A 21,214-nucleotide genomic window follows, 5' to 3' on the forward strand; every position below is an offset into this window, starting at 1 on the left:
TGCGTGTCAGGCCGAATTCTCGAACCCGGGCAGATCGAAGCTGCCGCCAACATCCCCCCGCTGTTCAACCTGCCGTCCCCCGACCTGCTCTCCCGCCGCGCCGCGCGCCTGCGTGAACTGGCACCGGGCAATCCTCTGCAGGGCTACCTCGAACTGATCGCCGGCGTCTGCGAAACGCAGCAGGCGCTGCTCGACCGCAAGCTGTTCCTGCAATCGCCGGACGCGGCTGCGCTGGCCCGCAGCCGCGAGCACCGCATGCCGCCGCTGGCCTACGAAGTACTGGTACGCGAAGGTGCGTGGCTGCCGCTGCTGGATGCTTTCCTCGACGCCTATGAGCTCACTGCCAACCCGGCCGTGGTCGAAGCGCTGAAGGTCCTGCGCAGCGCTGATTCCGGCCAGCGCAAGGCCTGGGCGCTGGGCCTGCTCAACGGCCAGTTCGACCTGCTGCCGCCGGCGCTGGTGCCCTTCCTCGGCGCCGTACTGCAGGTCGCCTTCAGCCAGTGGCTGCTGCAACTGCCGGAAGACACCCTGGTGGAAACCGACAGCCAAACACTCTGCCCGGCCTGCGGCGCACCGCCGGTGGCGGGGATGATCCGCAGCCAGGGCAAGCATGCCGGGCTTCGTTACCTGGCCTGCTCGCTGTGCTCCTGCGAATGGCACTACGTGCGCGTGAAGTGCAGCCACTGTGCCGAGAGCAAGGGGCTGGCCTACTACTCGCTGCAGCGCGAAGGCGTGGCCAGCGACCAGGCACCGCTCAAGGCCGAGACCTGCCCCGGCTGCCAGTCCTACCTCAAGCAGTTCTACCTGCAGCACGACAAGCACGCGGAGCCCCAGGCGGACGACCTGGCCAGCCTCGCGCTGGACATCCGCCTCGCCGAAGACGGCTACCTGCGCACCGCACCGAACCTGCTGCTGGCTCCGGGCGGCTCCTCGTAGGAAACCACCTGGGGCGGATAACGCGGAACGCGTTATCCGCCGCCGGCCCGGTGCCGAAGCTGTCGGCGTGTAACCGCGAACGGTTATACGCCCTACACTGACTCCAGCCCTCGTCCCCTGCACAAGGTTCGTCCATGACCTCGGTACGTTTGCCCTCCATCGACCGCCTGCTGCGCAGCCCGGCCTGCCAGCCGCTGCAGCAGCGCTATGGCCGCGAGGCCCTGCTCAAGACCCTGCGCGACCTGCTCGACGAACTGCGCGACCCCGCGCGCCACGGCCAACTGGCCGCCGTCGAATTGGAAGAGTCCGTGCTCGCCGGCCGCGCCGGCGAACGCCTCGCCGCCCACCATGCCAGCCGCGTGCGCCGGGTGTTCAACTTCACCGGCACCGTGTTGCACACCAACCTCGGTCGCGCCTTGCTGCCGGAAGAGGCCATCGAAGCGATCACGCTGGCCGCCCGTTATCCGCTCAACCTCGAATTCGACCTGGCCACCGGCAAGCGCGGCGACCGCGACGACCTCATCACCGGGCTGATCCGCGAGCTGACTGGCGCCGAAGCCGTCACCGTGGTCAACAACAACGCCGCCGCCGTGCTGTTGGCGCTCAACAGCCTGGGCGCGCGCAAGGAAGGGATCATTTCCCGCGGCGAGCTGATCGAGATCGGCGGCGCCTTCCGCATCCCCGACATCATGTCCCGCGCCGGCGTGAAGCTGGTCGAGGTCGGCACCACCAACCGCACCCACGCCAAGGACTACGAAGCCGTCATCGGCCCGCGCTCGGGCCTGTTGATGCGCGTGCACACCAGCAACTACAGCGTGCAGGGCTTCACCGCCAGCGTCGCCACTCCGCAACTGGCGCAGATCGCCCACGCCCATGGTTTGCCGCTGCTGGAGGACCTGGGCAGCGGCACCCTGGTCGATCTCACTCGCTGGGGTTTGCCAAAGGAGCCGACCGTGCAGGAGGCCCTGCGCGACGGCGCCGACATCGTTACCTTCAGCGGCGATAAGCTGCTCGGCGGCCCGCAGGCCGGCCTGATCCTCGGCAGCAAGGAACTGATCGGGCGAATCAAGAAGAACCCGCTCAAGCGCGCCTTGCGCGTGGACAAGCTCACCCTTGCCGCGCTGGAAGCGGTGCTCAACCTCTACCGCGACCCCGACCGCCTTGCCGAGCGCCTTACCAGCCTGCGTCTGCTCAGCCGGCCACAGGCCGAGATCCGTACCCAGGCGCAACGGCTTGCGCCGGCCTTCGCTGCGCTGCTCGGCGACCGCTGGAGCGTCAGCGCCGTGGATGCGCTGGGCATGATCGGCAGCGGCGCCCAGCCGGTCGCGCGGTTGCCCAGCGCCGCGCTGTGCCTGCGTCCGAACCAGCCCAAACGCCAGCGCGGCCGCGCGCTGCTGGACCTGGAAGAACGCCTGCGCTGCCTGCCGATCCCGGTGCTCGGCCGCATCGATGACGACGCGCTCTGGCTCGACCTGCGCCAGCTCGACGACGAGCCCGGCTTCGCCGCGCAACTGCCGTTGCTCGCCGAGGGCGAGGCGTGATAGTCGGCACCGCCGGGCACATCGACCACGGCAAGACCTCGCTGCTGCGCGCCCTCACCGGCATCGCCGGCGACCGCCGACCTGCCGAGCGCGAGCGTGGCATCACCATCGACCTCGGCTACGTCTATGCCGACCTTGGGGACGGCGTACTCACCGGCTTCATCGATGTGCCCGGTCACGAGCGCTTCGTCCACAACATGCTCGCCGGCGCCAGCGGCATCGACCTGGTTCTGCTGGTGGTGGCAGCCGACGACGGCGTAATGCCGCAGACCCGCGAGCACCTCGCCATCGTCCAGTTGCTCGGCATCCGCCGGGCCATGGTTGCGCTGACCAAGGCCGACCGCGTTTCGGGCGAACGGGTCGAACAGGCCGCTGCGGAAGTGCGTGAGCTACTGGCGCATGGGCCACTTGCCGACGCGCCGATCTTCCCGGTCTCCAGCGTCAGCGGAGAGGGAGTCGAGGCGTTGCGTAAGGCTCTCGCCGACGCCGCCCGCGAGACCGACCAGCGCGCGGCAACCGGTGGCTTCCGCCTGGCCGTGGACCGCGCCTTCAGCGTCAGCGGTGCTGGCGTCGTCGTCACCGGAACGGCCTTTGCCGGCACCGTGAATGTCGGCGATGAACTGCTGCTGGGCAACGCCGCCCGCCGTGTTCGCGTGCGCGGCCTGCATGCGCAGAACCGCGAAGCACAGCAGGCCCATGCCGGCCAGCGGGTGGCGGTGAATATCGCCGGCGAGCGGCTGAGCCTCGACAAGACTCACCGCGGCGACTGGCTGATCGCCCCGGAACTGCATGCACCCACCACGCGCATCGATATCGACCTGCAGTTGCTGCCCAGCGAAACCCGCGCCTTCGCTCACTGGACGCCCGTGCATGTGCACCTCGGCGCTCAGGACGTCACCGGCCGCGTAGCGCTGCTCGAAGGCGAACGCCTGCAACCCGGCGAGCGCACCTTCGCGCAGTTGGTGCTGAACGCGCCCAGCCATGCCGTGCATGGCGACCACCTGGTGCTGCGCGACCAGTCCGCGCAACGCACCCTGGGCGGCGGCCGCGTGCTCGACCCCTTCGCCCCCGCGCGCAACCGGCGCAGCCCGGAGCGCATGGAGCAGTTGCGTGCGCTGCAGGGCGACAGCCTCGAAAGCGCCTTGCCAACCCTGCTGGCGCACGCCAGCAATGGCCTCGATCCTGCGCTGCTGGCGCGCCAGTTCAACCGCCCGCGCGCGGGCTGGCAACTGCCTGGCGAACGGGTCGAAATCCATACACGGCTCGGAGCACGGCTGTTCGCCGCCGAACGCTGGTCTGCGCTGCAGCAGCAACTGCTCGACGCCCTGCAACGCTTCCACGCCGAAGCCCCCGATGAGCTCGGCCCCGACCGCGACCGCTTGCGCCGCTACGCCTTCTCGCAGCTCGAACGACCGGTCTTCATCGCCTTGCTGGAAAGCCTGCTGGCGACGAGGAGCGTGGACAGCAGTGGCCCCTGGCTGCACCTGCCCGATCACCGCGTGCAACTGGGCGAAGCCGACGAACAATTGCGCGAGCGCCTCTGGCCATTGATGCTGGCCGGCGCCTTCGATCCGCCCTGGGTGCGCGACCTCGCCCGGGAACTTGAGGCAGAGGAGGGCGACGTGCGCCTGCTGTTACGCAAGCTCGCCCGCCTGGGCCAGCTGCACCAGGTGGTGAAGGACCTGTTCTACCCCGAACAGACCCTGCGCCAACTCGCCGGCCACGCCCTGCACCTGCGTGACGAAACCGGCATCATCCGCGCCGCCGCCTTCCGCGACCGCATCGGCATAGGCCGCAAGCGCTGTATCCAGCTGCTGGAATATTTCGACCGCATCGGCTTCACCCGCCGCTTCGGCAATGAGCGGCGGATCAGGGAGGATTCGGCTCTGGCGCAGGGCCCCGCTTCTGCCTGATGGATTCCGGCAGCAACCGCGAGGCCGAGGCGCGGCGTCAACGCCCCGGCAACACCTGGTCCACCCGTTGCACGAGGTAGTCGTAGAACGGGTTGGATGTCACCCGCTGGAACAGGTCCAGCCCGACGATCAGCACGCCGCGTTCACCGCGGGGCGTGAGCGTGCCCAGGTGGATACCGAAGTCTTCGCCGGCCTGCGGATGCTGGCCATAGAGCGCATCGTCGGGCGGGAAGGGCAGCGCGACGTGGGACAGCGAGAACAGGTCCGACGGGTAGCTGATCGCCAGTGGCAGGCTTTCCTGCTGCTGGCTATGGGCTGGCGTGTGCAGGGCGTTGGTCTGGCTGGTTTGTGTGCTGTTGGAGATCACGGTCAGGTCGTAATTGCGCTCGCGCTCGGGCAGCAGGCGGTCGCCGAGCGTGGCCATTTCCGGGCGCAGCAGCGGGCCGTAGTTCAGCGAGCGGTTGAGGTCGAACAGCACCAGTTCGCTGCCATTGTCCGGCAGGCGGTCGTAGAGGTTGCCGATCACCGCCGGGGTGCTGACGGTGCTGTCGGCAAGGGACTGGAAGGTGAGGATCGGCGGCAGGCGGGCGAGTCTGCCGCTGCGGCTGGCACTCTCCAGGCTGGCCTGCACGGAGTCAGTCAGCTCCACCGTCTGGCGCGCCGCCGCGATCGGGAAGGAGTTGTACTTGAACGGGTTGAACTCCGGCAGCACGCTCAGCCAGGCCGCCTTGGCGAAGGCCGGTAGCAGCGCCGGCAAGCCCGCCAGTCCGGCGAATTGCGCATAGCGGGTGACGCCGATCATCGGTGAGATCAGCACCAGCTGTTTCGGCATCGCGAGGCTCGGGTCGTCCAGCGCATCCAGGCTGTACTTCATCGCCAGCGCGCCGCCGTTGGAGAAACCCACCATCAGCAGTGGTGCGCCCTTGGGTAGCTGTGCAGAGGCCTCACGCGCGGCCAGCCGGGTGGCGGCCATCCAGTCCTCCCAGTCCACGCTGGTGAGCCCGGCCGGCACGGTGCCATGGCCCGGCATGCGGATCGCGATCACCACGAATCCCCGTTGCCGCAAGTGCTCGCCCAGGTGGCGCAGGCTGTAGGGCGAATCGGTCAGCCCGTGCAGCAGTACCGCCGCGCCGCGCACTTCACCGTCGGGGCGCATCTCATAGGAGCGATTCCAGTCAGTGGCGAAGTGGCCGGGGTAGACCTGGCTCTGGTCGAAGTAGCGGTTGTAGGCGACGCGCTCGAAGGGCTGCAGGCTGGCCGCCATCTCCTTGCGCATGGCCTGCATCAGTTTGTCCTCGGCGGCCAGGTAGCCGCCCCAGTCGGTGCGGTCGATGGCGTCGCTGTGCAGGTCCTCCGGTACCCAGGTGTGCCAGGGCTCCAGTGGCGGAATGTTGCGCAGCGCGGCGACCCGCAGTCCCAGTGCCAGCACGGCGATGGCGAGAATGAGGATGACCAGCCAGAGCAGCGCCCTGGTGAGTTTCACGTTCAGCATGGCGTTCCCTTGTCAGCGTGCAGGACAAGCATAGAGTCCCCGGCGCTGCAAAGTCCGCTCATGGGTCAAAGGGCCGAGACCGCCTCGACGTAGTCGGAGTTGCCGATGCCGACCTGAGCCCAGACCGGGCGCGTCTCATTGCCCTGGCGGTCGTACTGCTCGTCCGCGTCCCACAGCGTGATGATCTGCCCGGGAAACAGGTACTCGCTGTCGGTGAACTCGTGCGCACCGGAGTCGTCAGCCGAGGCGATCAGCGAGAACAGCTCGCCGGCCGCCAGCGCAAACACATTCACGCCCTGGTAACGGGCGAGGTACTGCTCGCTCTGGGACAGGCCGATGAACCAGATGAACCCCTGCTCGTCGCACTCGGTCTGGATCGCGGCCTGACAGAAATAGTCCGTCGGTCCGTTGGACGATTCCAGCGGGAAACCCACGGCGGCCAGCGCGTCCCGCGCCATGGCTCGCGTGTCGCCCAGACAGACCGGGCCGATGCCCTGGTGCGGGGAAATCTCGAGGATGGGTAGAGTGGGCTTCATGCCGCGGAGCTCCCTGGGTTGCTGCTAGCGAGGTTAGAGCATGGGCAGACACTTCGCCGCCTTTTTCTGGCGAATAAGTGGCCTTTTGATGTTGATTGGCCAGAATATCATTGCCGCGCTGCGCGGGATTTATCGGGCTTCCCGGTTCTCACTGCGGCATCGCTGCGCTGGCATCGGTCATGGCAATAGTGGCAACATCCGGGCTCCCGCTTTTGCCGCCGCATCCGCGCAGCCGGCTTCTGACCAGGGAAGGCAATCACGCCCGGTGGCGTGGCCGGGCTTCAAACCCGGTGGGGGACGGCAGCCGTTCCTGGGTGAGTTCGACTCTCACTGCCTTCCGCCACTTCCCCCGTCTACAGCCCGCGTGGCTCTAGGCTTTCGGCTCGGCCCGGGAAGGCGCTTCGACGTCGGTGTCGAAGAAGTGTCGAAGCACGTTCAGTGCGTTTCGCTCTCGCCAGCCTGCATCCAGGACGGGATGTCGTTCATGCCGTGCAGGACGCGCCACACATCGATGTGATCGTCGCGCTCGACGTAGAACACCAGGTAGGGATAGCGCTTGAGCGGCCAGCAATGCAGGTCCGGCAAATCCAGCTCATGGGCGTAGCATGATGAACCGCTGGCAGGGTGACGGGCTATATGGGCGTATGCCTTTTCTAGGGCATCGACAAACCCCAGAGCAGCCTGTTCGGCGTCTTCGCTGAGGTAGTAATCGACAGCTGCTTCAACGTCCTGATTGGCGAGTACGCGTGGAATGACGATCTTCGCCTTCATCCACGAGCCTTACGCACCCGCGTGCGAAGCGATTCGAAGTAGTCGCTATCGGCAGGTGCCGCAGGCATCGACTCGGCGCCGGCGATCAACAGGCCGCGCAGACGCTGACGGTCCTGATCCTTGCGAATCAGCTCGCGCACGTATTCGCTGCTGGTGCCGTAACCACGCTGGCTGACCTGCTCATCGACAAAGCTCTTGAGCGTATCCGGCAGGGAAATGTTCATCGTGCTCATGGGACCAGTCTCTCGGGAATGGCAAAATTTGCCAAAACATACTAGCACTCGTGATCCTCCCCGGTATCGAGCAGGTGACGAAAGTCCCTGATCGGACCCAGCGTCAGCACATCCAGCAGATGGTCCGGCGTGCTGATCGCAATGCTCACCGTCTTGGGGCGATGCGCGAAACGCAGACCGCAATCCCCTGCTCCCTGATGTGCCGAATCAGGTCCTCATCACTCACATCCGGATTCGCGGTCAGCAGAATCTGCTCATTCGCGTGACGCTGAAGTACGAGGTAGCTCATGGCTCCACTCCATGTTGCGGCTGCTAGTCGCTGCAACATGGCAGAGGGAGCTGACGCCACAAGGCTGTTAACGGCGTTTCAGCACTATCGTGCATTCAAGATGCCATCATCCTACATGCCGGTTAGAATCGACCCACGTAAACCTTGAGCCCGCCAGCAAGCAAGGACCCAACGTGCATGGAAAAGCGCGAGATTGACGATCAGCTCAAAAGCCTGAGCTTCGACATGGATGAGGAAATCGACGATCGCAACGAACGTCGAGGCCGGCAAGCCGCGCCACCTCGCCACGCCCACACCCCCATGGACCCCAGCCACGCCATCATTCTGGCTGCGGTCATCATCGTCGGCGGTCTATGGGGCGGGAAACTTCTCTACGACTACATCCAGGAACAGCGCATCAAGGCGGCCTTCAACGAAGCCGCCGCCTATACGCAGCAGACCATGCAGCAAGCCGAGCAAGACTCCAGACGCGCGCAGGTAGAAATGCAGCGGCGAGCGGCGGCCGAGGAAGAGGCGCGAGAACAGCGACGCGCTGTACAGCTTGCTCAATTGCAGGCAGAGCGAGCCCGAGCGGAGCAGGAAAAACGATTTGAATCTTCCCAGTGCCAGTTCTGGTGGCAGCAACATCAGAACAACCCCTCCGAGCGAACTGCCACGAAAAAAGCGGAAGCCTGCGAAAATTAGTTTTACCCAAGCAGAGTGATTAAGAAGAAACAACCTACCAACAGGACGGTAAAAAGAAATGTCGGGAGAGAAACACCTTTACAGAATCATGAACTTCTCTCATGTGGTTCAACTATTCGAAAAGGAAGAGTTATATTTCGCCAAGCCAAGCTCTTGGGACGATCCTTATGAACAGCGCTTAAAACACTCGCAAGACCATGCTGTTTTTGCACAGTGCTGGGCGAGAAATCCAATATCTGACGCTATGTGGAGAATTTACTCGCAGCACGGACTAGGAGTTAGAATATCGACTACCGAAAGCAGCCTGAGAGATGCACTACGTACAGCATGCGATGAAAATGGCTACAGATATAGGCTCAGAGAGGTCAACTACAGGAGTCAACAGGAGATCAACGAAACAACAAAAAGAATCGCTGAAGACTTAAAGCTATCATTCGAGCTCTCAAGAGCAATTGATATTTTATATGTGAAGCGTGAGGCATTCAGTCACGAAACTGAGTGGAGGGTAGTGTTGTTCGCACCAAACGAGAAGCGAGACACGAAGAGCAATGGGATATCTATAAAAATAGAACCTCACAAGCTTATAAAGCGCATACTACTTGACCCTCGAGCCCCCGAGGAAGTAATTAAAGCCTTTACGTTCTACTTCAAAGAAAAATTAGGATTCAAAGGGAGTGTGAGCCGCTCAGCCCTATATAAGTCACCAGAGCAGCATGTGATAGAAAACAGAAACATAGAAGCTAAGGACCTATAGCCCGTCAGTCAGAGAGCTTACGTTTCAAAAACCATATAGCCTCGACGTCAAAGTTCCATAACACGGACTTTGCGTTTTTCATTTTTTGATTCTCGCCAAATTTCTATTCGAAACTGATGACTTATTGGGGCTTCCGGTTTTGGTGGACGAGGAACAGATTGGCGCTTTGATGGTTCCTCAACAACAAAAACTTCTTGCTCAAAATCAACTAAAGGAAATGGCAGGGGTATTTGCTGTCCAAACAGCTTGGTATCATTAATCGAGTCTTTAAGACTGCCCATGAATCCAGGAGTTGACTTCGCGTCCTCACCAAAAAGCTTCTCAGCCTCAACCATCGCTTGATCAGCTGTTATTTTTCCCCGCTGAACTTTAATAAAAAGCTTCTTCAGTTGACCTAGCGACCCGCCATTTCGCTTAACTTTAAGCTTATTTTCAGAAGGAAATGGCGCAGAGGCACGTGATGACAAGAACTCGGTTGCAGAACTTATTTGTCCATATATGGTTTTGACTCCAGAAATAAACGATCCATAATTTCCAATGCCTATATAGAGAACGCTAAGGCCTACACCAATTCTCGCCATTCCTTTGATCGAGCCCTCTTCAATATCCAGGGCGAGCGAATAATCCGAAAGGCTCAGTGTCTTCCCTATATATGCCTCCCAGTCATCAAGCAATCTTGTGGAGTACGCCTCTAGCTCATCTCTAGGGATTCCCGAAATATTAATTACGAAATCAACACCGCCGAGATCAATCATGTTTCTTCCATGTTTAATTAATTAATCAGCGGAACAGACTTAATCAAAGCTAAAAGCAACTAATAAAGCATCACGCTCATCTGCGCAAGTTTAGTATTCTGCAGGCCAGTCCAGCGGCTGTCTATATACAGAGAAGAGTTACCCCAGACGTTTCGATAGTGAAAGGAGACCATCTGAGGCCCGAAGACGTCAGGCACTGTCGCAATTTCCGAGAGAATTTCCTGGAGTGACCGCATGTGGCTCTCGGCCTCATCAGCCCTTAAAGAGAGCTAACCTTCTCATAGAAGCCTGTCTGGCCCAGCTAGCCTAGCAAGGCCATTCCATTGTGCGTCGAAAAAGTGTCGAAATCACTTGCCGGCACTTGCTACCAATGCCCCATATGGCTTTGTTGGAAGGCCCGATTTCACTGGTGTTGACCAAAAAAGCCCATCAACGACCACGCCAAAAAACGGGTTCGACTCTCACTGCCTTCCGCCACTTCCTTTCAGCAGATCAAGATTCCCTCTTCGGGCATCAACCCTTCGCGAGCGTTTGCCCCGTCGGAGCCGAGCACCATCAGCGACTGGATGTTGTGCCAGAACAGTTCCTCGGGGATTGTCTCGGAGTCGCAGATGGTTTCGACGAGGACATGGCGACCAATGAGATCGGCGGCCTGGCTCAGGTCGAGCTTGACGATGCCTTTCTCCTGTACCTCGAGGATTCCAGCCAGGCGGCCCGGTGACGAATTCACGTCCTTCACTCGCGATGAGTAACCCGGGCTGCCGGGCTTTTCGTTGTTGACTCATTCATTCAGTATGCGAGCGATAACACCCCTGGCTGGTGGGCGGGCATTCACTTTCAGTTCAAGTATTACCCTGGCCATTTTTTGGGGTGACGTCGTGCCTCAGGTGGAGCAGTTCAAACCCGACCTCGGGGTATCTGCCGGAAACGACAACCACTCCTGAAGCGAGCGCCATGGTCAGGCTGGACCAATTCACCGAAGAGCATCTGGAACTGAGCGACCTGTGGCGCTGGCAGGACGGCGTTCGCGAGGACGCATTCCTGGTACCTCTGGCGACGGCGGCGGAGGTGGCGCCCGGTGTTTCGTTGCTGCTGGTGAGGGCGCTGTTCCGGCTGCCGGCGGGCATCGAGTTGCAGGGGCTGCTGGCCTACGATCCGGTCGGGCAGGACGTCTATGCGGTGCAGGTGCTGATCGGCCGGGAGAGTTTCTCCTTCAACAAGTACCTGCCGGAAGCTTCCTTCGAGGAAGTGCTGGCGTTGGCCGATCACTTGAAGGTCAGCACCGGCGGTGTGCTGCCGTTGCGCTATAGCGTGGTGCGGCAGGCGCTGGCCGTACGCGACGGTCAGTTCACGCTGTGGCTGGGTGGTGGCTTGTAGCGCCTCCCATCCTTACATGCGGCACAGATGGTCTTCGCAGGGAATACCGTCGTGGTCGCCATCCATCTTCATGCCCGGACAACTACGCAGGAAGGCCTTGGCCTCCGCGCAGGAGGTCATCTGCGAGCAGTGTTGGCGGCCATCGCAACGCACGCTGAGCGTGGGCTCCGGCCTGGTTTCGAGCGTCGCGACGGACTCTGTGGCGGGCTCGCTGGGCGCAAGGGGCGCGCTGACGGACGATGGCGCCGGGCGGAAGAAGCGCGACTGCCAGTTCGGGTTGTCCATGTATTGCCAGGCGAGCAGCGCGAGAGCGGCGAGGAAGATCCATTTCTTCATGGCGGTGTCCGGGGGTGAGTGCTCTGCGGATTCTAGCGGGCCACCACACGGCCACGCCATTGTTGGCTCTCGGCGTGTTCAGCCAATGGCGAGGCCTTTCCGGCGGCGCCACTCATCCACCACTGCGCCCATGTCTGCTGGCGCGCCGCTGCGTATCCAGGCCATGAAGGCGCGGTCGAAATGGAAGCCGTCGCCGCAGTGCTGGGTCATGAAGCGGCGGACGTTCTGGGTGTTGCGGTAGTGGGCATCCAGCGGGGTTTGCCGGGTGATCGGGTCGCTGTGCCAGTCGAAGGCCATGGTGTCCATTCCTGTGCCCTGGGGGAGCGCCCGTTATAGCGCAATCGGCAGCCGCTGGCGCGGTCTGCCGAGGTGTTGCGGCCTCACTGGCCCCACATCATCCGCTGTTGCTGCGCCGAATAATCGTCGCTTTGCAGGCGCACGCGGGTGGGCTGGCGTTCGAGGTTGTCTTCGCCGAAGGATTCGCGTACCGGCGATTCGATGGCGCTGAAGTGACTGAAGTGCGGGGAGTCGGCGCAGCCGACCAGGGTGAAGCAGGCGAAGGTGACCACGGAGAGCTTGAGCATGGGACTTCCTCCTGAGGGGAGCCCCGAGCTTCGGCTGCCTGGATTAACGGCGGATTAACGAGTGGCGTTCTTCAGCGGCGGCCCGGCCCCTGGATTTCACTGCCGTGGCCGGCGTCGCCATCGCGGTCGCGGTGGTGCTCCGGCGGGTTGAGCGCGCGGCCGAGTATCTGCGCGACGACCTCGTCCTTGCCTTCGGTGTAGGCGTCGCGGTCGGTGGGGAAGCGCGTCGCCAATTCGTGCTTCACCTGCGCGTAGCGTCGTGCGTCGTCGGGGTGGGTGCGCAGCCAGTCGCGGAACAGCAGGCGTCGCGAGGCGTCGCTCAGCTCCATGACGTGGACGTGGTGGGTGCGCCCGCTGCCCAGCGGCGGCATGCCTTTGACGAAGAACATCCGCGAGGTGTCGCGATTCTCGGCCCAGTACTGGTAGCCGAGTCCTTGTAGCGGTTCGATCAGTTGGTGCAGGTCGCTGCCTGGCGGCGGCAGCAGGAGGATGTCGATGATCGGCTTGGCGTCCAGCCCCGGAACGGCGGTGCTGCCGATGTGTTCGATGCCCAGGCCGGGCAGGCTGGCTGCCTTGGCGATGGCGGCGGCTTCCTCGGCGAAGCGCTGGGGCCAGCGGGGATCGGCGGCGACGACTTCGATGCGGTCTTCTTCGGCGTTGCTCCAGCGCTGGCCGTCGAATTCGGGGGCTTGCGGGGTCATGCGGAAACTCCAGCGGTGCGGCAGTGGGGGCGAGGGTTGGAGAATGATCCGGCGGGCGGAGTTCCGGGTGATCCTGCAGGAGCGTCCCTTGGGTGCGATCGCGGTATGGGCCATTCCTGCAGGGGGCAGATCAATCCAGCACGTTCTGCAGCACTTCGTAGATGACGCCGGTGGCGATGGTCACCAGCAGCAGGTCGGTGCCGGCCTGCTGCCATTCGTAGCCGTCGTAGTGGGGCAGGCGGCCGACAAGGCGGCCGTCGAGTTTCTTGGCGATGCCCGGTGGCAGCGGCTTGCCGCGGGCAAGGTTCTTCTGGATGCCGGGGGGCAGCGCCGCGCCGGGGCTCCAGTAATTGCGGTTGTCGTTGAGGATGACCTGCACGCCGCCGATGTCGATGCTCGGACCGCCCCCCTGCCAGTTGTTGCCCTGGTTACCCTGATTGCCGTGCTGGCCGCCTTTGTCGTGTCCTTTGCTCTTTCCCGGATCGGCCATCAGCAACGGGCTTGTGCCCAGCAGGGTAACGCCGATGACTGCCGCCAGCAGGGTGTTGAGTCGTGACATGGGCTGATTGCCTCCCTGTTGAGAGTCCTGTCTGGCTCAGCGTAGCTGTTGCTGCACCACTTCGGCAGCGGCCGAGTTGGTACCTGCGTGCTGGCATTTCGTCGGCAGGCCGCGAACGGCGAGGCTTGCGGCAGGGTCATAGAGATATCCCAAGCCCGCCCATGGAGGCGACAAGAAGATGAAAATGTCCCTGGTTGTTGCAGTAGCCTGTGCAGTCGCACTCGGCACGACAGCCTTGCTGCCTGCCGACCTCTCGCCTATCGGTTCGGCCTATGCCAAGGGCGACGGGGGTGGTCATGGCGGCGGAAATGGAGGCGGTAACGGCGGTGGCAATGGCGGCGGCCACGGTGGTGGCAAGGGCGATGCCGGCGGTAACCACGGCAGCAACAGCAATGGCGCGAATGATGGCGGCGAACATGCCGGCAAGGCCACCCGCGACCACGGCCTGAGCGGCAATCACTACGGCAGCGAGAAGAACGACAGCAACGGCCATGGCCAGGCGACATCCTCCGTGGCGCACTCCAAGGATACCCAGGGCAAGACCAAGGCAGCGGCGATCTCCGCCACCAAGCCGGCCCACAAGAACACCCGGCACGACAACTGATCCACCACGGCCAGGGACGGCCGCGGCCCTCACTGCACCGGGAAGTCGAAGTAGGTCTTCGGGTAAGGCTCGGCCTTGAGGGTGTAGTGCCACCACTCGGCGCTGTACGGCTCGAAGCCGTGCCGCAGCATGGCCTGGCGCAGCGTCTCGCGGTTGCGCGTCTGCTGCACGCTGACCAGCGCGGTGCCGTGATGGGAGATGGGCCCGAAGAAGTCGAACGGGCTGCCCATGTCCAACGCTTCCCCGGTATTCGAATCCACCAGCGTGAGGTCGACGGTGCTGCCGCGCGAGTGCCCGGAGTGCTTGGCGATGTAGCCGTCGCGGAACAGCGCGGGTTTGTCCAGCTGCGGGTAGTAGCGGGCTTTCTGCCGGACGTCCTGCGGGTCGGCGGCCCAGCGACGGAAGTCATTCACTGCGCGCTGCGGGCGATAGCCGTCGAAGATCTTCAGCGCCAGGCCGCTGAGGGCAACGTCCTTTTCCACCGCAGCCAATGCGATGGCAGCCTCGCGCGTGAGGATGATCCGCGCCTTCTGGTAACCGTCGATGGGCTCGCCGACGAAGTTATCGGCGCCGGCGTAGCGCACGTCATAGCGTGCGGACTTCAGCACCTGATCGAGGTAGACGAAGCCGTCCTGCGTCGGCTGATCGGCGAGCAGTGCCGGGCTGGTGAGGAGGCCGAGCAGCAGTGCGAGGCTCAGGCCTGCCCGGCTCATGGGCGCAGGGCCTGGACCCCGTCGTCGTCGGGGTCGAAGTTATCCAGAAGCATTCGCTGGACGAAGGCCTCCAGTGCGGCTTCGCCCTGCAGGAAGCGGCCACGGGCGGCGGCCCAGTCATTGGGTTTGAGGCGCACCATCCAGCCTTCGCCGTAGCAGTCCTGGTTGATCAGCGCCGGTCGGCGCACCACGGCTTCGTTACTGGCGAGGACGGTGCCGTCCAGCGGGCTGCGCGCCGAGGAGGCGGCCTTGGCGAACTCCACCACGCCGAAGCTGCGGTCGCAGTCGATGTGCCAGCCATCGCGCTTGGGGGTGAAGGCGAAGATTTGCCCGTAGACCGCGCAGCCGTATGCAGTGAGCCCGAGGGTGACGGCGCCGTCTTCGTCCTCGCGCAGCCAGAGGTTGTAGTCGGGGGCGTAGAGCAGGTCGTCGGGGAACTCCAGGCCGTGCAGCTTCACAGCGTCAGCACCCGGTCGTATTCGAGGATCATCCGCGCCAGCTCGCCGCCGCTGGCGATCTCGTCGACTTCCTCGATCAGCCGGCTTTCATCGATGGCGATGCCCGGTGCGCGGCACATCAACAGGCGCGCGCCGGCTTCCTTGGCCTGCTGGATGAAGTGGCTGATGGGCTCGCCATCTTCGGCGGCGTAGAGCTTGTCGGCGATGTCCTGGAAGGCCAGGCGCGTGCCTTCACCGCTGAGGAACAGGGTGACCTTCGCGTCCATGCACGCCAGCAACGTGGCGGTATAGAAGGGCGCGGCGCAGCGCGCCGGAGTGCTCGGGCCGCTGCTGACGATGATCAGCACGCGCTGGGGCTCAGGGGTGGACAAGGGCTTTCTCCAGTTGGACCAGGGCAATACGCCGGCCTTGCGGATCGGCGCGCTCGACGATGCCCTGCGGCTTGTAGCCCAGGCGTGCGTAAAGCAGCAGGCCGGCGGTGTTGGCGTTGAAGCAGGACACTTTCATGACCTGCGCCTTGTACTGGTCGCGGGCGAGATTCTCCATGACCTCGATCAGGTACTGCGCCACGCCGTGCTGCCGCGCCCAGGGGGCAACCATCATGTTGCCCAGCGCGCAGAAATCGTTGGGTTGCCACTGGTAGAAGTTGGCGAAGCCGGCGACCCGGCCATCGAGCAGCGCCACGCTGCTGCTGCGCCGTTCGGCCATGGCGGCGGCGAGCTGGCCGATGGTCAGCGGCCAGCTCGCCTTGGGGTAGCAGTAGAAGAGTTCGTCGGCGTCCTGGGGAAAGCCGACCACCTCGGCGAGGTCGTCGGCGAGGGCGGGGCGGTGTTGCAGGGCGGGCTGGTTCACGCGTTCTCCCGTGTCATGGTCGGGCCGGTCAGTGCGGCGGGTACTGGGCGATGATCTTCTGCACCGTCTCGCGGATCGCCGCTTCGCGCTCGGCGGGCGTCGGCGGGCTGCTGCGCATGATCTGCTCGCCGCTGCCGCGCCAGACGAGCTTGCCGTCCTTGCCGTCGAGCATGTCGACCTGGATGGTGGCGACCTTGTAGGTCACGGTGCGGCTCTCGGCCATGGGCGGCGGGCCCCAGTAGCCTCCCCAGTAACCGCCCCAGTAGCCGCCGGTGTAGGTGGTGACCTGGTCCTGGCGCTGGTCGACGATCAGGTAGGCGCGCAGCTTCACGTCACCGGGGTTGCCGCCCTGCGCCTGGCGCAGGCCGCGCTGGTCGAATTCGCCGGCGATGGCGTCGCTGATGCGCTGCTCGGTCAGGTCGCTCTTGATGCGAGGGTCGTCCGGGCGGTACTCGAAGGCCGGTTGCGCCCAGCTCCAGGTCAGGTAGCGGGAGAAGTCGCGGGTGGTGTCGTAGTCGCGGCTGACGCTGGTGGTCTCGCAGGCGGCGAGGCCGAGCATCAGGCCCAGTAACAGTAAGCGGCGGATCATGGTGGGAATACTCCTGACAGAGCTTTCATCCAAGCGCAGAGTCCGCGCAAAGGCAAGCGGCAGAGGGGCTGCGCGTGGTCGCAGGAGATGTCCGGGCGGAAACTTTTCCGGCCAGCCGGCGGTCAGCCCGGCGGGTAGCCGTCCATGGCCTTGCACGCGGCTTCGCGCAGTGCACGGGCCTGGTCGCTCTGGTTGCTGCCGTCCTCATACTCGGCGCTGCCGCTCCAGACCTGCTGGTTATTGCGCGCGTCGAACAGGGTGATGTGCACCACGCTGACGGTGACGACGTAGGTGCGAGTGACCGGGTAGGACGCGCCGTAGCCGCCGTACCAGGGATCGTTCCAGCGACCGTAGCCACCGTAGTAGCCGCCGTTGTAGTAATCGGTGGTTTGTCGTGTGCGCTGTTCGCTGGAGAGCTGTGCGCTGACGGTCAGGTCCGCCGGGGCATTCGAGCGTGCCGGGCGCAGGCCGCGCTGGTCGAGGGCTTCGCTGACGGCGTCCTGCAAGGGGCCGCCGAAACCGGTGCCGCTGGCCCAGCTCCAGGAACGGTACTGGCCGTAGTCCAGCGGTGGCGCGGGATAGCTGCCAGGATCGAGTCCCGGGTTGGCGGCCTGCGCGGGCGCAGGCGGGATCGGCAGCGAGGTATTGCTGTAGGGATTCGGGCTCTGGCACGCAGCCAGGGCGGCGAGCAGCGGCAGGATCAACGGGTAACGCGGCATGACGGACTCCCGCACGCTCACTTCAACGGGCGTGCGCAGTGGCAACTATGCGCCTAATCCTGCGGCCGGCACAGCCAGTGCAGGTAGCGGCCGAGGCCGGCGAAGGCGGGATGTCGACGGTATTGCAGTTCCATCTCCACCAGGTCCATCGGTTCGGCCTTGTGCTGGAACTCCACCGGCATATAGTCGTGGAAGACCCGCACGCCGCTGCGCGCCTCGATGTTCCAGTGTCCGGCCATGGCGGCCTCCAGTACGCGCGGATCGAGCGGCTCCTGCGGGGTCAGGCTTTGGCCTTCGCCGGAGAAGCGATTCTTGCGCAGCTTGCGGAAGTGGCCCTTGAGCAGGTTCCGGTAGATCAGCGCGTCGCGGTTGTAGAAGGCCAGCGACAGCCAGCCATCGGCACGGGTCAGCTGATGCAGCACGGGCAGGATCGCCAGCGGCTCGGCCAGCCATTCCAGCACGGCGTGGCAGATCACCAGGTCATAGGGTTCGTTGAGCTGGCCGAGCAGGTCCTGCCACGGTGCGGCGATGAAGCTGGCCTGCAGGCCGGCGTCCTCGAAGCGCTGGCGCGCGCCTTCGAGCATCGGCGCGGCGGGCTCGGCGAGGGTGACGTCATGGCCGCGCCCGGCCAGCCACAGCGACATGTGGCCCAGCCCCGCGCCAATATCCAGCACGCGCAGCGGGCGATCGGGCAGCGCTTCGGCGAGGTCGGCCTGGAGTACGGCAAGGCGGATGGCGCCCTTGGCGCCGCCGTAGATCTTCTCGGCGAAGCGCGTGGCCAGTTCGTCGAAATGGCGGTCGCCGGTCTTCGGGGCGTCGCTCACTTGGCGCCCCCCTCGATGAAACGTCGCTCGCTGTCGGCCAGCTTGGCGAGCACCGCCTGCTCCATGTCGATGCCCAGTTCCGCGCACATCAGCAGCAGGTAAAGGATGATGTCACCGACTTCCTGCCCGGCGTGGGCGAGTTTCTCCGGCGGCAGCTGGCGCGATTCGTCTTCGCGCAGCCACTGGAAGATTTCCACCAGCTCGGCCATTTCCACGCTGGCCGCCATGGCCAGATTCTTCGGGCTATGGAAGCGACTCCAGTCGTTGTGGTCGCGGATGGCGTGCAGGCGCGCGGTGATGGCTTCGAGGTTCATGCAGATGGGGCTCCAACGTGAGCCCCATAGCTTCAAGCCTGGCGCGTCAAACGTCCAGCGGGCTCCAGCTGCCGGCCATGTGCGGCAGGCCGTCCTTGCCGCGCAGGCTGAACTGTCCGGCGGGCGCCGGCTCGCTGGCCAGCAGGTTGACCTGGGTCGGCAGCAGCACCGGCTTCTGGAAGCGCACGTCGACCCGATAGCCGGCCATCGGCAGGCGCTCGCCCAGGGCGGCCAGGCTGCGCGCCTTGTTCCACAGACCATGGGCGATGGCACGGGGGAAACCGAACAGCCTGGCGCTGGCGGCGGACAGGTGGATCGGGTTGTAGTCGCCGGCCACACGGGCGTAGCGCCGGCCGATGTCCGCCGGGCAGTTCCAGGCGTCGATCTGCTCCAGTGGCAGCTCGGCCGCTTCTTCGCGCGCAGGCGGTGTGCCGTCCAGGCGCATGCCGCGGAACAGGATGCGGCTGTCGCCCTCCCAGAGCAGCCCGAGCTGGTCATGCAGTTGGGTGATGATGCTGAAGGTCACGCCCTTTTCGTGGGGTTGCAGGTCCTGTACCCGTACGCTGACGTTGAACGGCCCCAGGCCGCCCAGTGGGCGTAACACGCTGATACGGTTTTCCAGGTGCACCAGGCCCAGCAGGGGGAAGGGAAAGCTCGCGTCGGTGAGCAGGCCCATCTGCAGGCCGAAGGCGAGGATGTGCGGGTAGGTGGGCGGCAACAGGTGGTTGTCGGGGAAGCCGCAGACCTTGCGGTAGCGCTCCAGGTGCTTCGGGTCGACCGTGACCGGGCAGCGCAGGCCGCGTGTCGGCAGGCTGCGGCCACGCACGCCGCGGCGCACGGCGGCGCGGGCGAACAGGCCGGTGAGGGCAGGTGGGGCGGACAGGTCAAGCCAATCGCGGGGCATCGGGTATCTCCTGAGGGGCATTCAGTCAGCTTAGCCGCCGCTCAGGCGCGGGCATTGGCCGTGGCAACGCGGCGCGCGGCAGGCAAGTCAATGTGACCGTCCGATTGCTCGGATATTTCCCGCACGCTTGTTCCTGATTCTCTTGAGGGGCGATAGGAAAGCTGCCTAAGATGGGCCCGCCTCATGGATAACTAGAAAAAACACCATGCGTGATCTGACCGACGATGTGGCGCTGATGCGCCCGGTGATCGACGCCCTGCGCGCCAGCGGTACCGACCCCGACCGCGTGCTGGCTCGCGTCGGCCTGCCTGCCGGCAGCCTGCCTGCCGGACGATTCCCCCACAGCGCACAGAACCTGTTCTGGAAGGCTGCCGCCGAAGAGTGCGGCGAAGAGCACGTTGGCCTCTATCTGGCCGGCCACCTGCCCGCATTCCATGGCCTGCTGCTGGAATACCTGTTCCTTTCCAGCGCCACCTTCGGCGAAGGCCTGCGCCACGCCCTGCGCTACGTACGCCTGCTCTCCGACACCCTCAACGCCCGCCTGGAAGTGGAGGGCGAGAAGGCCGTGCTGCTGCTGGGCCATACCGCCGGGACCAACCGGCACTTCCCCGAGATGCTCGCCGGTGCAGTGGTGCGCCTGTTCCACGCCCTCACCGAAGGCGACTTCAAGCCTCAGGAAGTGCAGCTGATGCACGAGGTGGGCGCGCCCGCTGAGCGTTACCGCGAGGTCTACGGCTGCCCGGCGGTGCTGGGTGCTGATCGCTATGCGCTGGTGTTCGACGCCGACGTGCTGGAGAAACCCTCGCGCCATGCCGCGCCCGAGCTGCTGCGCATGCATGAATCCCTGGCGCGCCGGCAACTGGCGGAAGTGGAACGGCTGGACCTGGTGCGCAAGGTGCGCGAGCTGATCGGCGTGCTGCTGGTGGATGGCGGCGCGACGCTGGAGCAGGTCGCTGCCCGTCTCGACATGCCGGCCCGCCGCCTGCGCGAGCGCCTGGCCATGGCCGGGGTGCGCTTCAACGACCTGGTCACCGACTACCGCTGCCGCCTGGCCAAGGAACTGCTGCTCAAGACCGACGAACGCATCGAGGTCATCGTCGAACGCACCGGCTTCTCCGAGCCCAGCACCTTCTACCGCGCCTTCAAGCGCTGGGTCGGCGAGACCCCGGTGGAGTTCCGCCGACGCGGCCGCCCGCAACCGCCGGTGGAGTGATCGAACCGTTTCGAGTCCGCCTCTGGCTAGGCTTTGCCGGTCAATTCCCGCCAAGGTACGTCCGATGCAAAGCCGAATCCGCCAGACCCTGCTGTTGTCCACCTGCCTGCTGCTGAGCGCTCAGCACGCAGGGGCGGGAGAAATGGGCGAGACGGCGTTCTCCCGCCTGGACCGCGATGGCAGCGGCTTCATCGAGGCCCAGGACCTGTCCGCCATGCGCGTGCGCATGTTCCACCGGCTGGATCGCAACCAGGATGGCCTGCTCACCCGCGAGGAAGTGACCCCACCCAACCCCAGCGTGAACGTCTCGCCCAATGCCATCGCCTGGCCGGACCATGACGGTGACGACAAGGTCAGCCAGGCGGAGTTCATGACCCAGGAACCGGCGTTGATCGTGCGCGCGGACCGCGATGGCGACCACCGGGTGAGCGCGGAGGAATTCCGCGAGTTGATCGCGGCGCGGAGCTGAGCAGCCGGTCTGTCGGTGGGATTGCGGACAAGGTCCGCTGCTACGCGCGCCGACAGACTCGGAGCTGACCTGTAGGAGCGCCCCATGGGCGCGA

Annotated in this window: 30 protein-coding genes and 1 tRNA gene; 10 read left to right on the plus strand and 21 right to left on the minus strand. The window is 64.5% G+C overall.

Annotated features, from left to right (window positions below; all coding sequences use genetic code 11):
• Window positions 1-3 precede the first annotated feature (3 nt).
• The 3 genes from fdhE (at window position 4) to selB (ending at window position 4,390) form a co-directional block, all read left to right on the plus strand.
• The gene (fdhE, locus tag UB43_RS24640; RefSeq protein WP_045216489.1) at window positions 4-936 is read left to right on the plus strand and encodes a formate dehydrogenase accessory protein FdhE; all 933 of its coding nucleotides are present in this window, start codon (window positions 4-6) and stop codon (window positions 934-936) included.
• Window positions 937-1,070: 134 nt separating this feature from the next.
• Window positions 1,071-2,477, plus strand: a complete 1,407-nt coding sequence (gene selA / locus UB43_RS24645; RefSeq protein ID WP_045216492.1) for an L-seryl-tRNA(Sec) selenium transferase — start codon at window positions 1,071-1,073, stop codon at window positions 2,475-2,477.
• Complete coding sequence (selB, locus tag UB43_RS24650; protein ID WP_045216495.1) at window positions 2,474-4,390, plus strand: selenocysteine-specific translation elongation factor; 1,917 nt, start codon at window positions 2,474-2,476, stop codon at window positions 4,388-4,390. Before selA ends, selB begins: the two co-directional genes overlap by 4 nt.
• A gap of 37 nt (window positions 4,391-4,427) precedes the next feature.
• On the opposite strand, the gene UB43_RS24655 is transcribed toward selB, so the two are convergent.
• Both UB43_RS24655 and UB43_RS24660 read right to left on the minus strand, forming a co-directional pair.
• A complete protein-coding gene (locus UB43_RS24655) occupies window positions 4,428-5,882 on the minus strand; it encodes a carboxylesterase (RefSeq protein ID WP_045216498.1) in 1,455 nt (484 codons plus the stop codon).
• A gap of 65 nt (window positions 5,883-5,947) precedes the next feature.
• Window positions 5,948-6,418 carry a hypothetical protein gene (locus UB43_RS24660; RefSeq protein WP_045216500.1) on the minus strand — a complete coding sequence of 157 codons (471 nt, stop codon included), beginning with the start codon at window positions 6,416-6,418 and terminating at the stop codon, window positions 5,948-5,950.
• Window positions 6,419-6,665: 247 nt separating this feature from the next.
• Here UB43_RS24660 and UB43_RS24665 point away from each other — a divergent pair.
• Window positions 6,666-6,761 (plus strand) — tRNA-Sec (locus UB43_RS24665).
• Between the two features lie 92 nt (window positions 6,762-6,853).
• Here the strand turns inward: UB43_RS24665 and UB43_RS24670 are convergent.
• The 3 genes from UB43_RS24670 to UB43_RS29650 form a co-directional block, all read right to left on the minus strand.
• Window positions 6,854-7,189, minus strand: a complete 336-nt coding sequence (locus UB43_RS24670) for a type II toxin-antitoxin system RelE/ParE family toxin (protein ID WP_045216503.1) — start codon at window positions 7,187-7,189, stop codon at window positions 6,854-6,856.
• Window positions 7,186-7,422, minus strand: a complete 237-nt coding sequence (locus UB43_RS24675; protein WP_015479019.1) for a type II toxin-antitoxin system ParD family antitoxin — start codon at window positions 7,420-7,422, stop codon at window positions 7,186-7,188. The genes UB43_RS24670 and UB43_RS24675 overlap by 4 nt, the downstream gene beginning before the upstream one ends.
• A gap of 145 nt (window positions 7,423-7,567) precedes the next feature.
• Complete coding sequence (locus UB43_RS29650) at window positions 7,568-7,711, minus strand: hypothetical protein (protein WP_156160486.1); 144 nt, start codon at window positions 7,709-7,711, stop codon at window positions 7,568-7,570.
• A 177-nt stretch (window positions 7,712-7,888) separates the two neighbouring features.
• On the opposite strand from UB43_RS29650, the gene UB43_RS24680 reads away from it, so the two are divergent.
• Window positions 7,889-8,395, plus strand: a complete 507-nt coding sequence (locus UB43_RS24680) for a hypothetical protein (protein ID WP_045216506.1) — start codon at window positions 7,889-7,891, stop codon at window positions 8,393-8,395.
• A gap of 58 nt (window positions 8,396-8,453) precedes the next feature.
• On the plus strand, window positions 8,454-9,149 hold the full coding sequence (locus tag UB43_RS29270; RefSeq protein ID WP_082085901.1) for a DUF2971 domain-containing protein: 696 nt from the start codon (window positions 8,454-8,456) through the stop codon (window positions 9,147-9,149).
• A gap of 47 nt (window positions 9,150-9,196) precedes the next feature.
• Here UB43_RS29270 and UB43_RS29275 read toward each other — a convergent pair whose 3' ends face one another.
• Together UB43_RS29275 and UB43_RS24685 are read right to left on the minus strand one after the other, a co-directional pair.
• On the minus strand, window positions 9,197-9,904 hold the full coding sequence (locus UB43_RS29275; protein WP_082085902.1) for a hypothetical protein: 708 nt from the start codon (window positions 9,902-9,904) through the stop codon (window positions 9,197-9,199).
• A gap of 484 nt (window positions 9,905-10,388) precedes the next feature.
• Window positions 10,389-10,643: a hypothetical protein gene (locus UB43_RS24685; RefSeq protein ID WP_045216509.1), complete on the minus strand. Its 255-nt coding sequence runs from the start codon at window positions 10,641-10,643 to the stop codon at window positions 10,389-10,391.
• Between the two features lie 215 nt (window positions 10,644-10,858).
• Between UB43_RS24685 and UB43_RS24690 the strand changes: the two genes are divergently transcribed.
• Window positions 10,859-11,281, plus strand: a complete 423-nt coding sequence (locus tag UB43_RS24690; RefSeq protein WP_045216511.1) for a hypothetical protein — start codon at window positions 10,859-10,861, stop codon at window positions 11,279-11,281.
• Window positions 11,282-11,293: 12 nt separating this feature from the next.
• Here the strand turns inward: UB43_RS24690 and UB43_RS24695 are convergent, their stop codons facing one another.
• From UB43_RS24695 to UB43_RS24715, 5 genes are all read right to left on the minus strand, one after another.
• Window positions 11,294-11,617, minus strand: coding sequence for an excalibur calcium-binding domain-containing protein (locus UB43_RS24695; RefSeq protein ID WP_082085903.1), 324 nt, complete (start codon window positions 11,615-11,617; stop codon window positions 11,294-11,296).
• A 78-nt stretch (window positions 11,618-11,695) separates the two neighbouring features.
• A complete protein-coding gene (locus tag UB43_RS24700) occupies window positions 11,696-11,914 on the minus strand; it encodes a DUF6434 domain-containing protein (RefSeq protein ID WP_045216513.1) in 219 nt (72 codons plus the stop codon).
• A gap of 83 nt (window positions 11,915-11,997) precedes the next feature.
• On the minus strand, window positions 11,998-12,201 hold the full coding sequence (locus tag UB43_RS24705; RefSeq protein ID WP_045216516.1) for a hypothetical protein: 204 nt from the start codon (window positions 12,199-12,201) through the stop codon (window positions 11,998-12,000).
• A gap of 71 nt (window positions 12,202-12,272) precedes the next feature.
• Window positions 12,273-12,902 (minus strand): GrpB family protein, encoded by a 630-nt coding sequence (locus UB43_RS24710; protein WP_045216518.1) that lies wholly within the window; start codon window positions 12,900-12,902, stop codon window positions 12,273-12,275.
• A 130-nt stretch (window positions 12,903-13,032) separates the two neighbouring features.
• Entirely contained in the window at window positions 13,033-13,461 is a 429-nt protein-coding gene (locus tag UB43_RS24715; RefSeq protein WP_045216520.1) for an anti-virulence regulator CigR family protein, read from the minus strand.
• Window positions 13,462-13,639: 178 nt separating this feature from the next.
• Between UB43_RS24715 and UB43_RS24720 the strand changes: the two genes are divergently transcribed.
• Window positions 13,640-14,065, plus strand: coding sequence for a hypothetical protein (locus UB43_RS24720; protein ID WP_045216522.1), 426 nt, complete (start codon window positions 13,640-13,642; stop codon window positions 14,063-14,065).
• 29 nt (window positions 14,066-14,094) lie between these two features.
• Here UB43_RS24720 and UB43_RS24725 read toward each other — a convergent pair whose 3' ends face one another.
• From UB43_RS24725 to UB43_RS24765, 9 genes are all read right to left on the minus strand, one after another.
• Window positions 14,095-14,778: a M15 family metallopeptidase gene (locus tag UB43_RS24725; protein WP_045216525.1), complete on the minus strand. Its 684-nt coding sequence runs from the start codon at window positions 14,776-14,778 to the stop codon at window positions 14,095-14,097.
• Window positions 14,775-15,257: a glycine cleavage system protein H gene (locus tag UB43_RS24730; protein WP_371318970.1), complete on the minus strand. Its 483-nt coding sequence runs from the start codon at window positions 15,255-15,257 to the stop codon at window positions 14,775-14,777. Before UB43_RS24730 ends, UB43_RS24725 begins: the two co-directional genes overlap by 4 nt.
• Window positions 15,233-15,607, minus strand: a complete 375-nt coding sequence (locus tag UB43_RS24735) for a DsrE family protein (protein ID WP_045216530.1) — start codon at window positions 15,605-15,607, stop codon at window positions 15,233-15,235. Before UB43_RS24735 ends, UB43_RS24730 begins: the two co-directional genes overlap by 25 nt.
• Entirely contained in the window at window positions 15,594-16,088 is a 495-nt protein-coding gene (locus tag UB43_RS24740; protein ID WP_045216533.1) for a GNAT family N-acetyltransferase, read from the minus strand. Before UB43_RS24740 ends, UB43_RS24735 begins: the two co-directional genes overlap by 14 nt.
• A gap of 28 nt (window positions 16,089-16,116) precedes the next feature.
• Window positions 16,117-16,677: a DUF4136 domain-containing protein gene (locus UB43_RS24745; protein ID WP_045216536.1), complete on the minus strand. Its 561-nt coding sequence runs from the start codon at window positions 16,675-16,677 to the stop codon at window positions 16,117-16,119.
• Window positions 16,678-16,799: 122 nt separating this feature from the next.
• Window positions 16,800-17,396, minus strand: coding sequence for a DUF4136 domain-containing protein (locus UB43_RS24750; protein ID WP_045216539.1), 597 nt, complete (start codon window positions 17,394-17,396; stop codon window positions 16,800-16,802).
• A gap of 53 nt (window positions 17,397-17,449) precedes the next feature.
• On the minus strand, window positions 17,450-18,220 hold the full coding sequence (locus UB43_RS24755) for a methyltransferase domain-containing protein (RefSeq protein WP_045216541.1): 771 nt from the start codon (window positions 18,218-18,220) through the stop codon (window positions 17,450-17,452).
• Window positions 18,217-18,534, minus strand: coding sequence for a nucleotide pyrophosphohydrolase (locus tag UB43_RS24760; RefSeq protein WP_045216544.1), 318 nt, complete (start codon window positions 18,532-18,534; stop codon window positions 18,217-18,219). Before UB43_RS24760 ends, UB43_RS24755 begins: the two co-directional genes overlap by 4 nt.
• A 46-nt stretch (window positions 18,535-18,580) precedes the next feature.
• Window positions 18,581-19,438 (minus strand): MaoC family dehydratase, encoded by an 858-nt coding sequence (locus tag UB43_RS24765; protein WP_045216545.1) that lies wholly within the window; start codon window positions 19,436-19,438, stop codon window positions 18,581-18,583.
• A 205-nt stretch (window positions 19,439-19,643) separates the two neighbouring features.
• Here UB43_RS24765 and UB43_RS24770 point away from each other — a divergent pair, with 205 nt between their 5' ends.
• Together UB43_RS24770 and UB43_RS24775 are read left to right on the plus strand one after the other, a co-directional pair.
• Window positions 19,644-20,651 (plus strand): AraC family transcriptional regulator, encoded by a 1,008-nt coding sequence (locus tag UB43_RS24770; protein ID WP_045216547.1) that lies wholly within the window; start codon window positions 19,644-19,646, stop codon window positions 20,649-20,651.
• A 64-nt stretch (window positions 20,652-20,715) separates the two neighbouring features.
• Window positions 20,716-21,120, plus strand: a complete 405-nt coding sequence (locus UB43_RS24775) for an EF-hand domain-containing protein (protein WP_045216550.1) — start codon at window positions 20,716-20,718, stop codon at window positions 21,118-21,120.
• The last annotated feature ends 94 nt before the right edge of the window (window positions 21,121-21,214 follow it).

The organism is Pseudomonas sp. 21 (genome assembly GCF_000955805.1).
Lineage (GTDB): Bacteria > Pseudomonadota > Gammaproteobacteria > Pseudomonadales > Pseudomonadaceae > Pseudomonas.

Excerpts from the sequence above, each read along its gene's own strand:
- selA (WP_045216492.1), top strand. The coding sequence starts at position 1,071 with ATGACCTCGGTACGTTTGCCCTCCATCGACCGCCTGCTGCGCAGCCCG.
- UB43_RS24655 (WP_045216498.1), bottom strand. The coding sequence starts at position 5,882 with ATGCTGAACGTGAAACTCACCAGGGCGCTGCTCTGGCTGGTCATCCTC.
- UB43_RS24660 (WP_045216500.1), bottom strand. The coding sequence starts at position 6,418 with ATGAAGCCCACTCTACCCATCCTCGAGATTTCCCCGCACCAGGGCATC.
- UB43_RS24670 (WP_045216503.1), bottom strand. The coding sequence starts at position 7,189 with ATGAAGGCGAAGATCGTCATTCCACGCGTACTCGCCAATCAGGACGTT.
- UB43_RS24675 (WP_015479019.1), bottom strand. The coding sequence starts at position 7,422 with ATGAGCACGATGAACATTTCCCTGCCGGATACGCTCAAGAGCTTTGTC.
- UB43_RS29650 (WP_156160486.1), bottom strand. The coding sequence starts at position 7,711 with ATGAGCTACCTCGTACTTCAGCGTCACGCGAATGAGCAGATTCTGCTG.
- UB43_RS24680 (WP_045216506.1), top strand. The coding sequence starts at position 7,889 with ATGGAAAAGCGCGAGATTGACGATCAGCTCAAAAGCCTGAGCTTCGAC.
- UB43_RS29270 (WP_082085901.1), top strand. The coding sequence starts at position 8,454 with ATGTCGGGAGAGAAACACCTTTACAGAATCATGAACTTCTCTCATGTG.
- UB43_RS29275 (WP_082085902.1), bottom strand. The coding sequence starts at position 9,904 with ATGATTGATCTCGGCGGTGTTGATTTCGTAATTAATATTTCGGGAATC.
- UB43_RS24690 (WP_045216511.1), top strand. The coding sequence starts at position 10,859 with ATGGTCAGGCTGGACCAATTCACCGAAGAGCATCTGGAACTGAGCGAC.
- UB43_RS24695 (WP_082085903.1), bottom strand. The coding sequence starts at position 11,617 with ATGAAGAAATGGATCTTCCTCGCCGCTCTCGCGCTGCTCGCCTGGCAA.
- UB43_RS24700 (WP_045216513.1), bottom strand. The coding sequence starts at position 11,914 with ATGGCCTTCGACTGGCACAGCGACCCGATCACCCGGCAAACCCCGCTG.
- UB43_RS24705 (WP_045216516.1), bottom strand. The coding sequence starts at position 12,201 with ATGCTCAAGCTCTCCGTGGTCACCTTCGCCTGCTTCACCCTGGTCGGC.
- UB43_RS24710 (WP_045216518.1), bottom strand. The coding sequence starts at position 12,902 with ATGACCCCGCAAGCCCCCGAATTCGACGGCCAGCGCTGGAGCAACGCC.
- UB43_RS24715 (WP_045216520.1), bottom strand. The coding sequence starts at position 13,461 with ATGTCACGACTCAACACCCTGCTGGCGGCAGTCATCGGCGTTACCCTG.
- UB43_RS24720 (WP_045216522.1), top strand. The coding sequence starts at position 13,640 with ATGAAAATGTCCCTGGTTGTTGCAGTAGCCTGTGCAGTCGCACTCGGC.
- UB43_RS24725 (WP_045216525.1), bottom strand. The coding sequence starts at position 14,778 with ATGAGCCGGGCAGGCCTGAGCCTCGCACTGCTGCTCGGCCTCCTCACC.
- UB43_RS24745 (WP_045216536.1), bottom strand. The coding sequence starts at position 16,677 with ATGATCCGCCGCTTACTGTTACTGGGCCTGATGCTCGGCCTCGCCGCC.
- UB43_RS24750 (WP_045216539.1), bottom strand. The coding sequence starts at position 17,396 with ATGCCGCGTTACCCGTTGATCCTGCCGCTGCTCGCCGCCCTGGCTGCG.
- UB43_RS24760 (WP_045216544.1), bottom strand. The coding sequence starts at position 18,534 with ATGAACCTCGAAGCCATCACCGCGCGCCTGCACGCCATCCGCGACCAC.
- UB43_RS24765 (WP_045216545.1), bottom strand. The coding sequence starts at position 19,438 with ATGCCCCGCGATTGGCTTGACCTGTCCGCCCCACCTGCCCTCACCGGC.
- UB43_RS24770 (WP_045216547.1), top strand. The coding sequence starts at position 19,644 with ATGCGTGATCTGACCGACGATGTGGCGCTGATGCGCCCGGTGATCGAC.
- UB43_RS24775 (WP_045216550.1), top strand. The coding sequence starts at position 20,716 with ATGCAAAGCCGAATCCGCCAGACCCTGCTGTTGTCCACCTGCCTGCTG.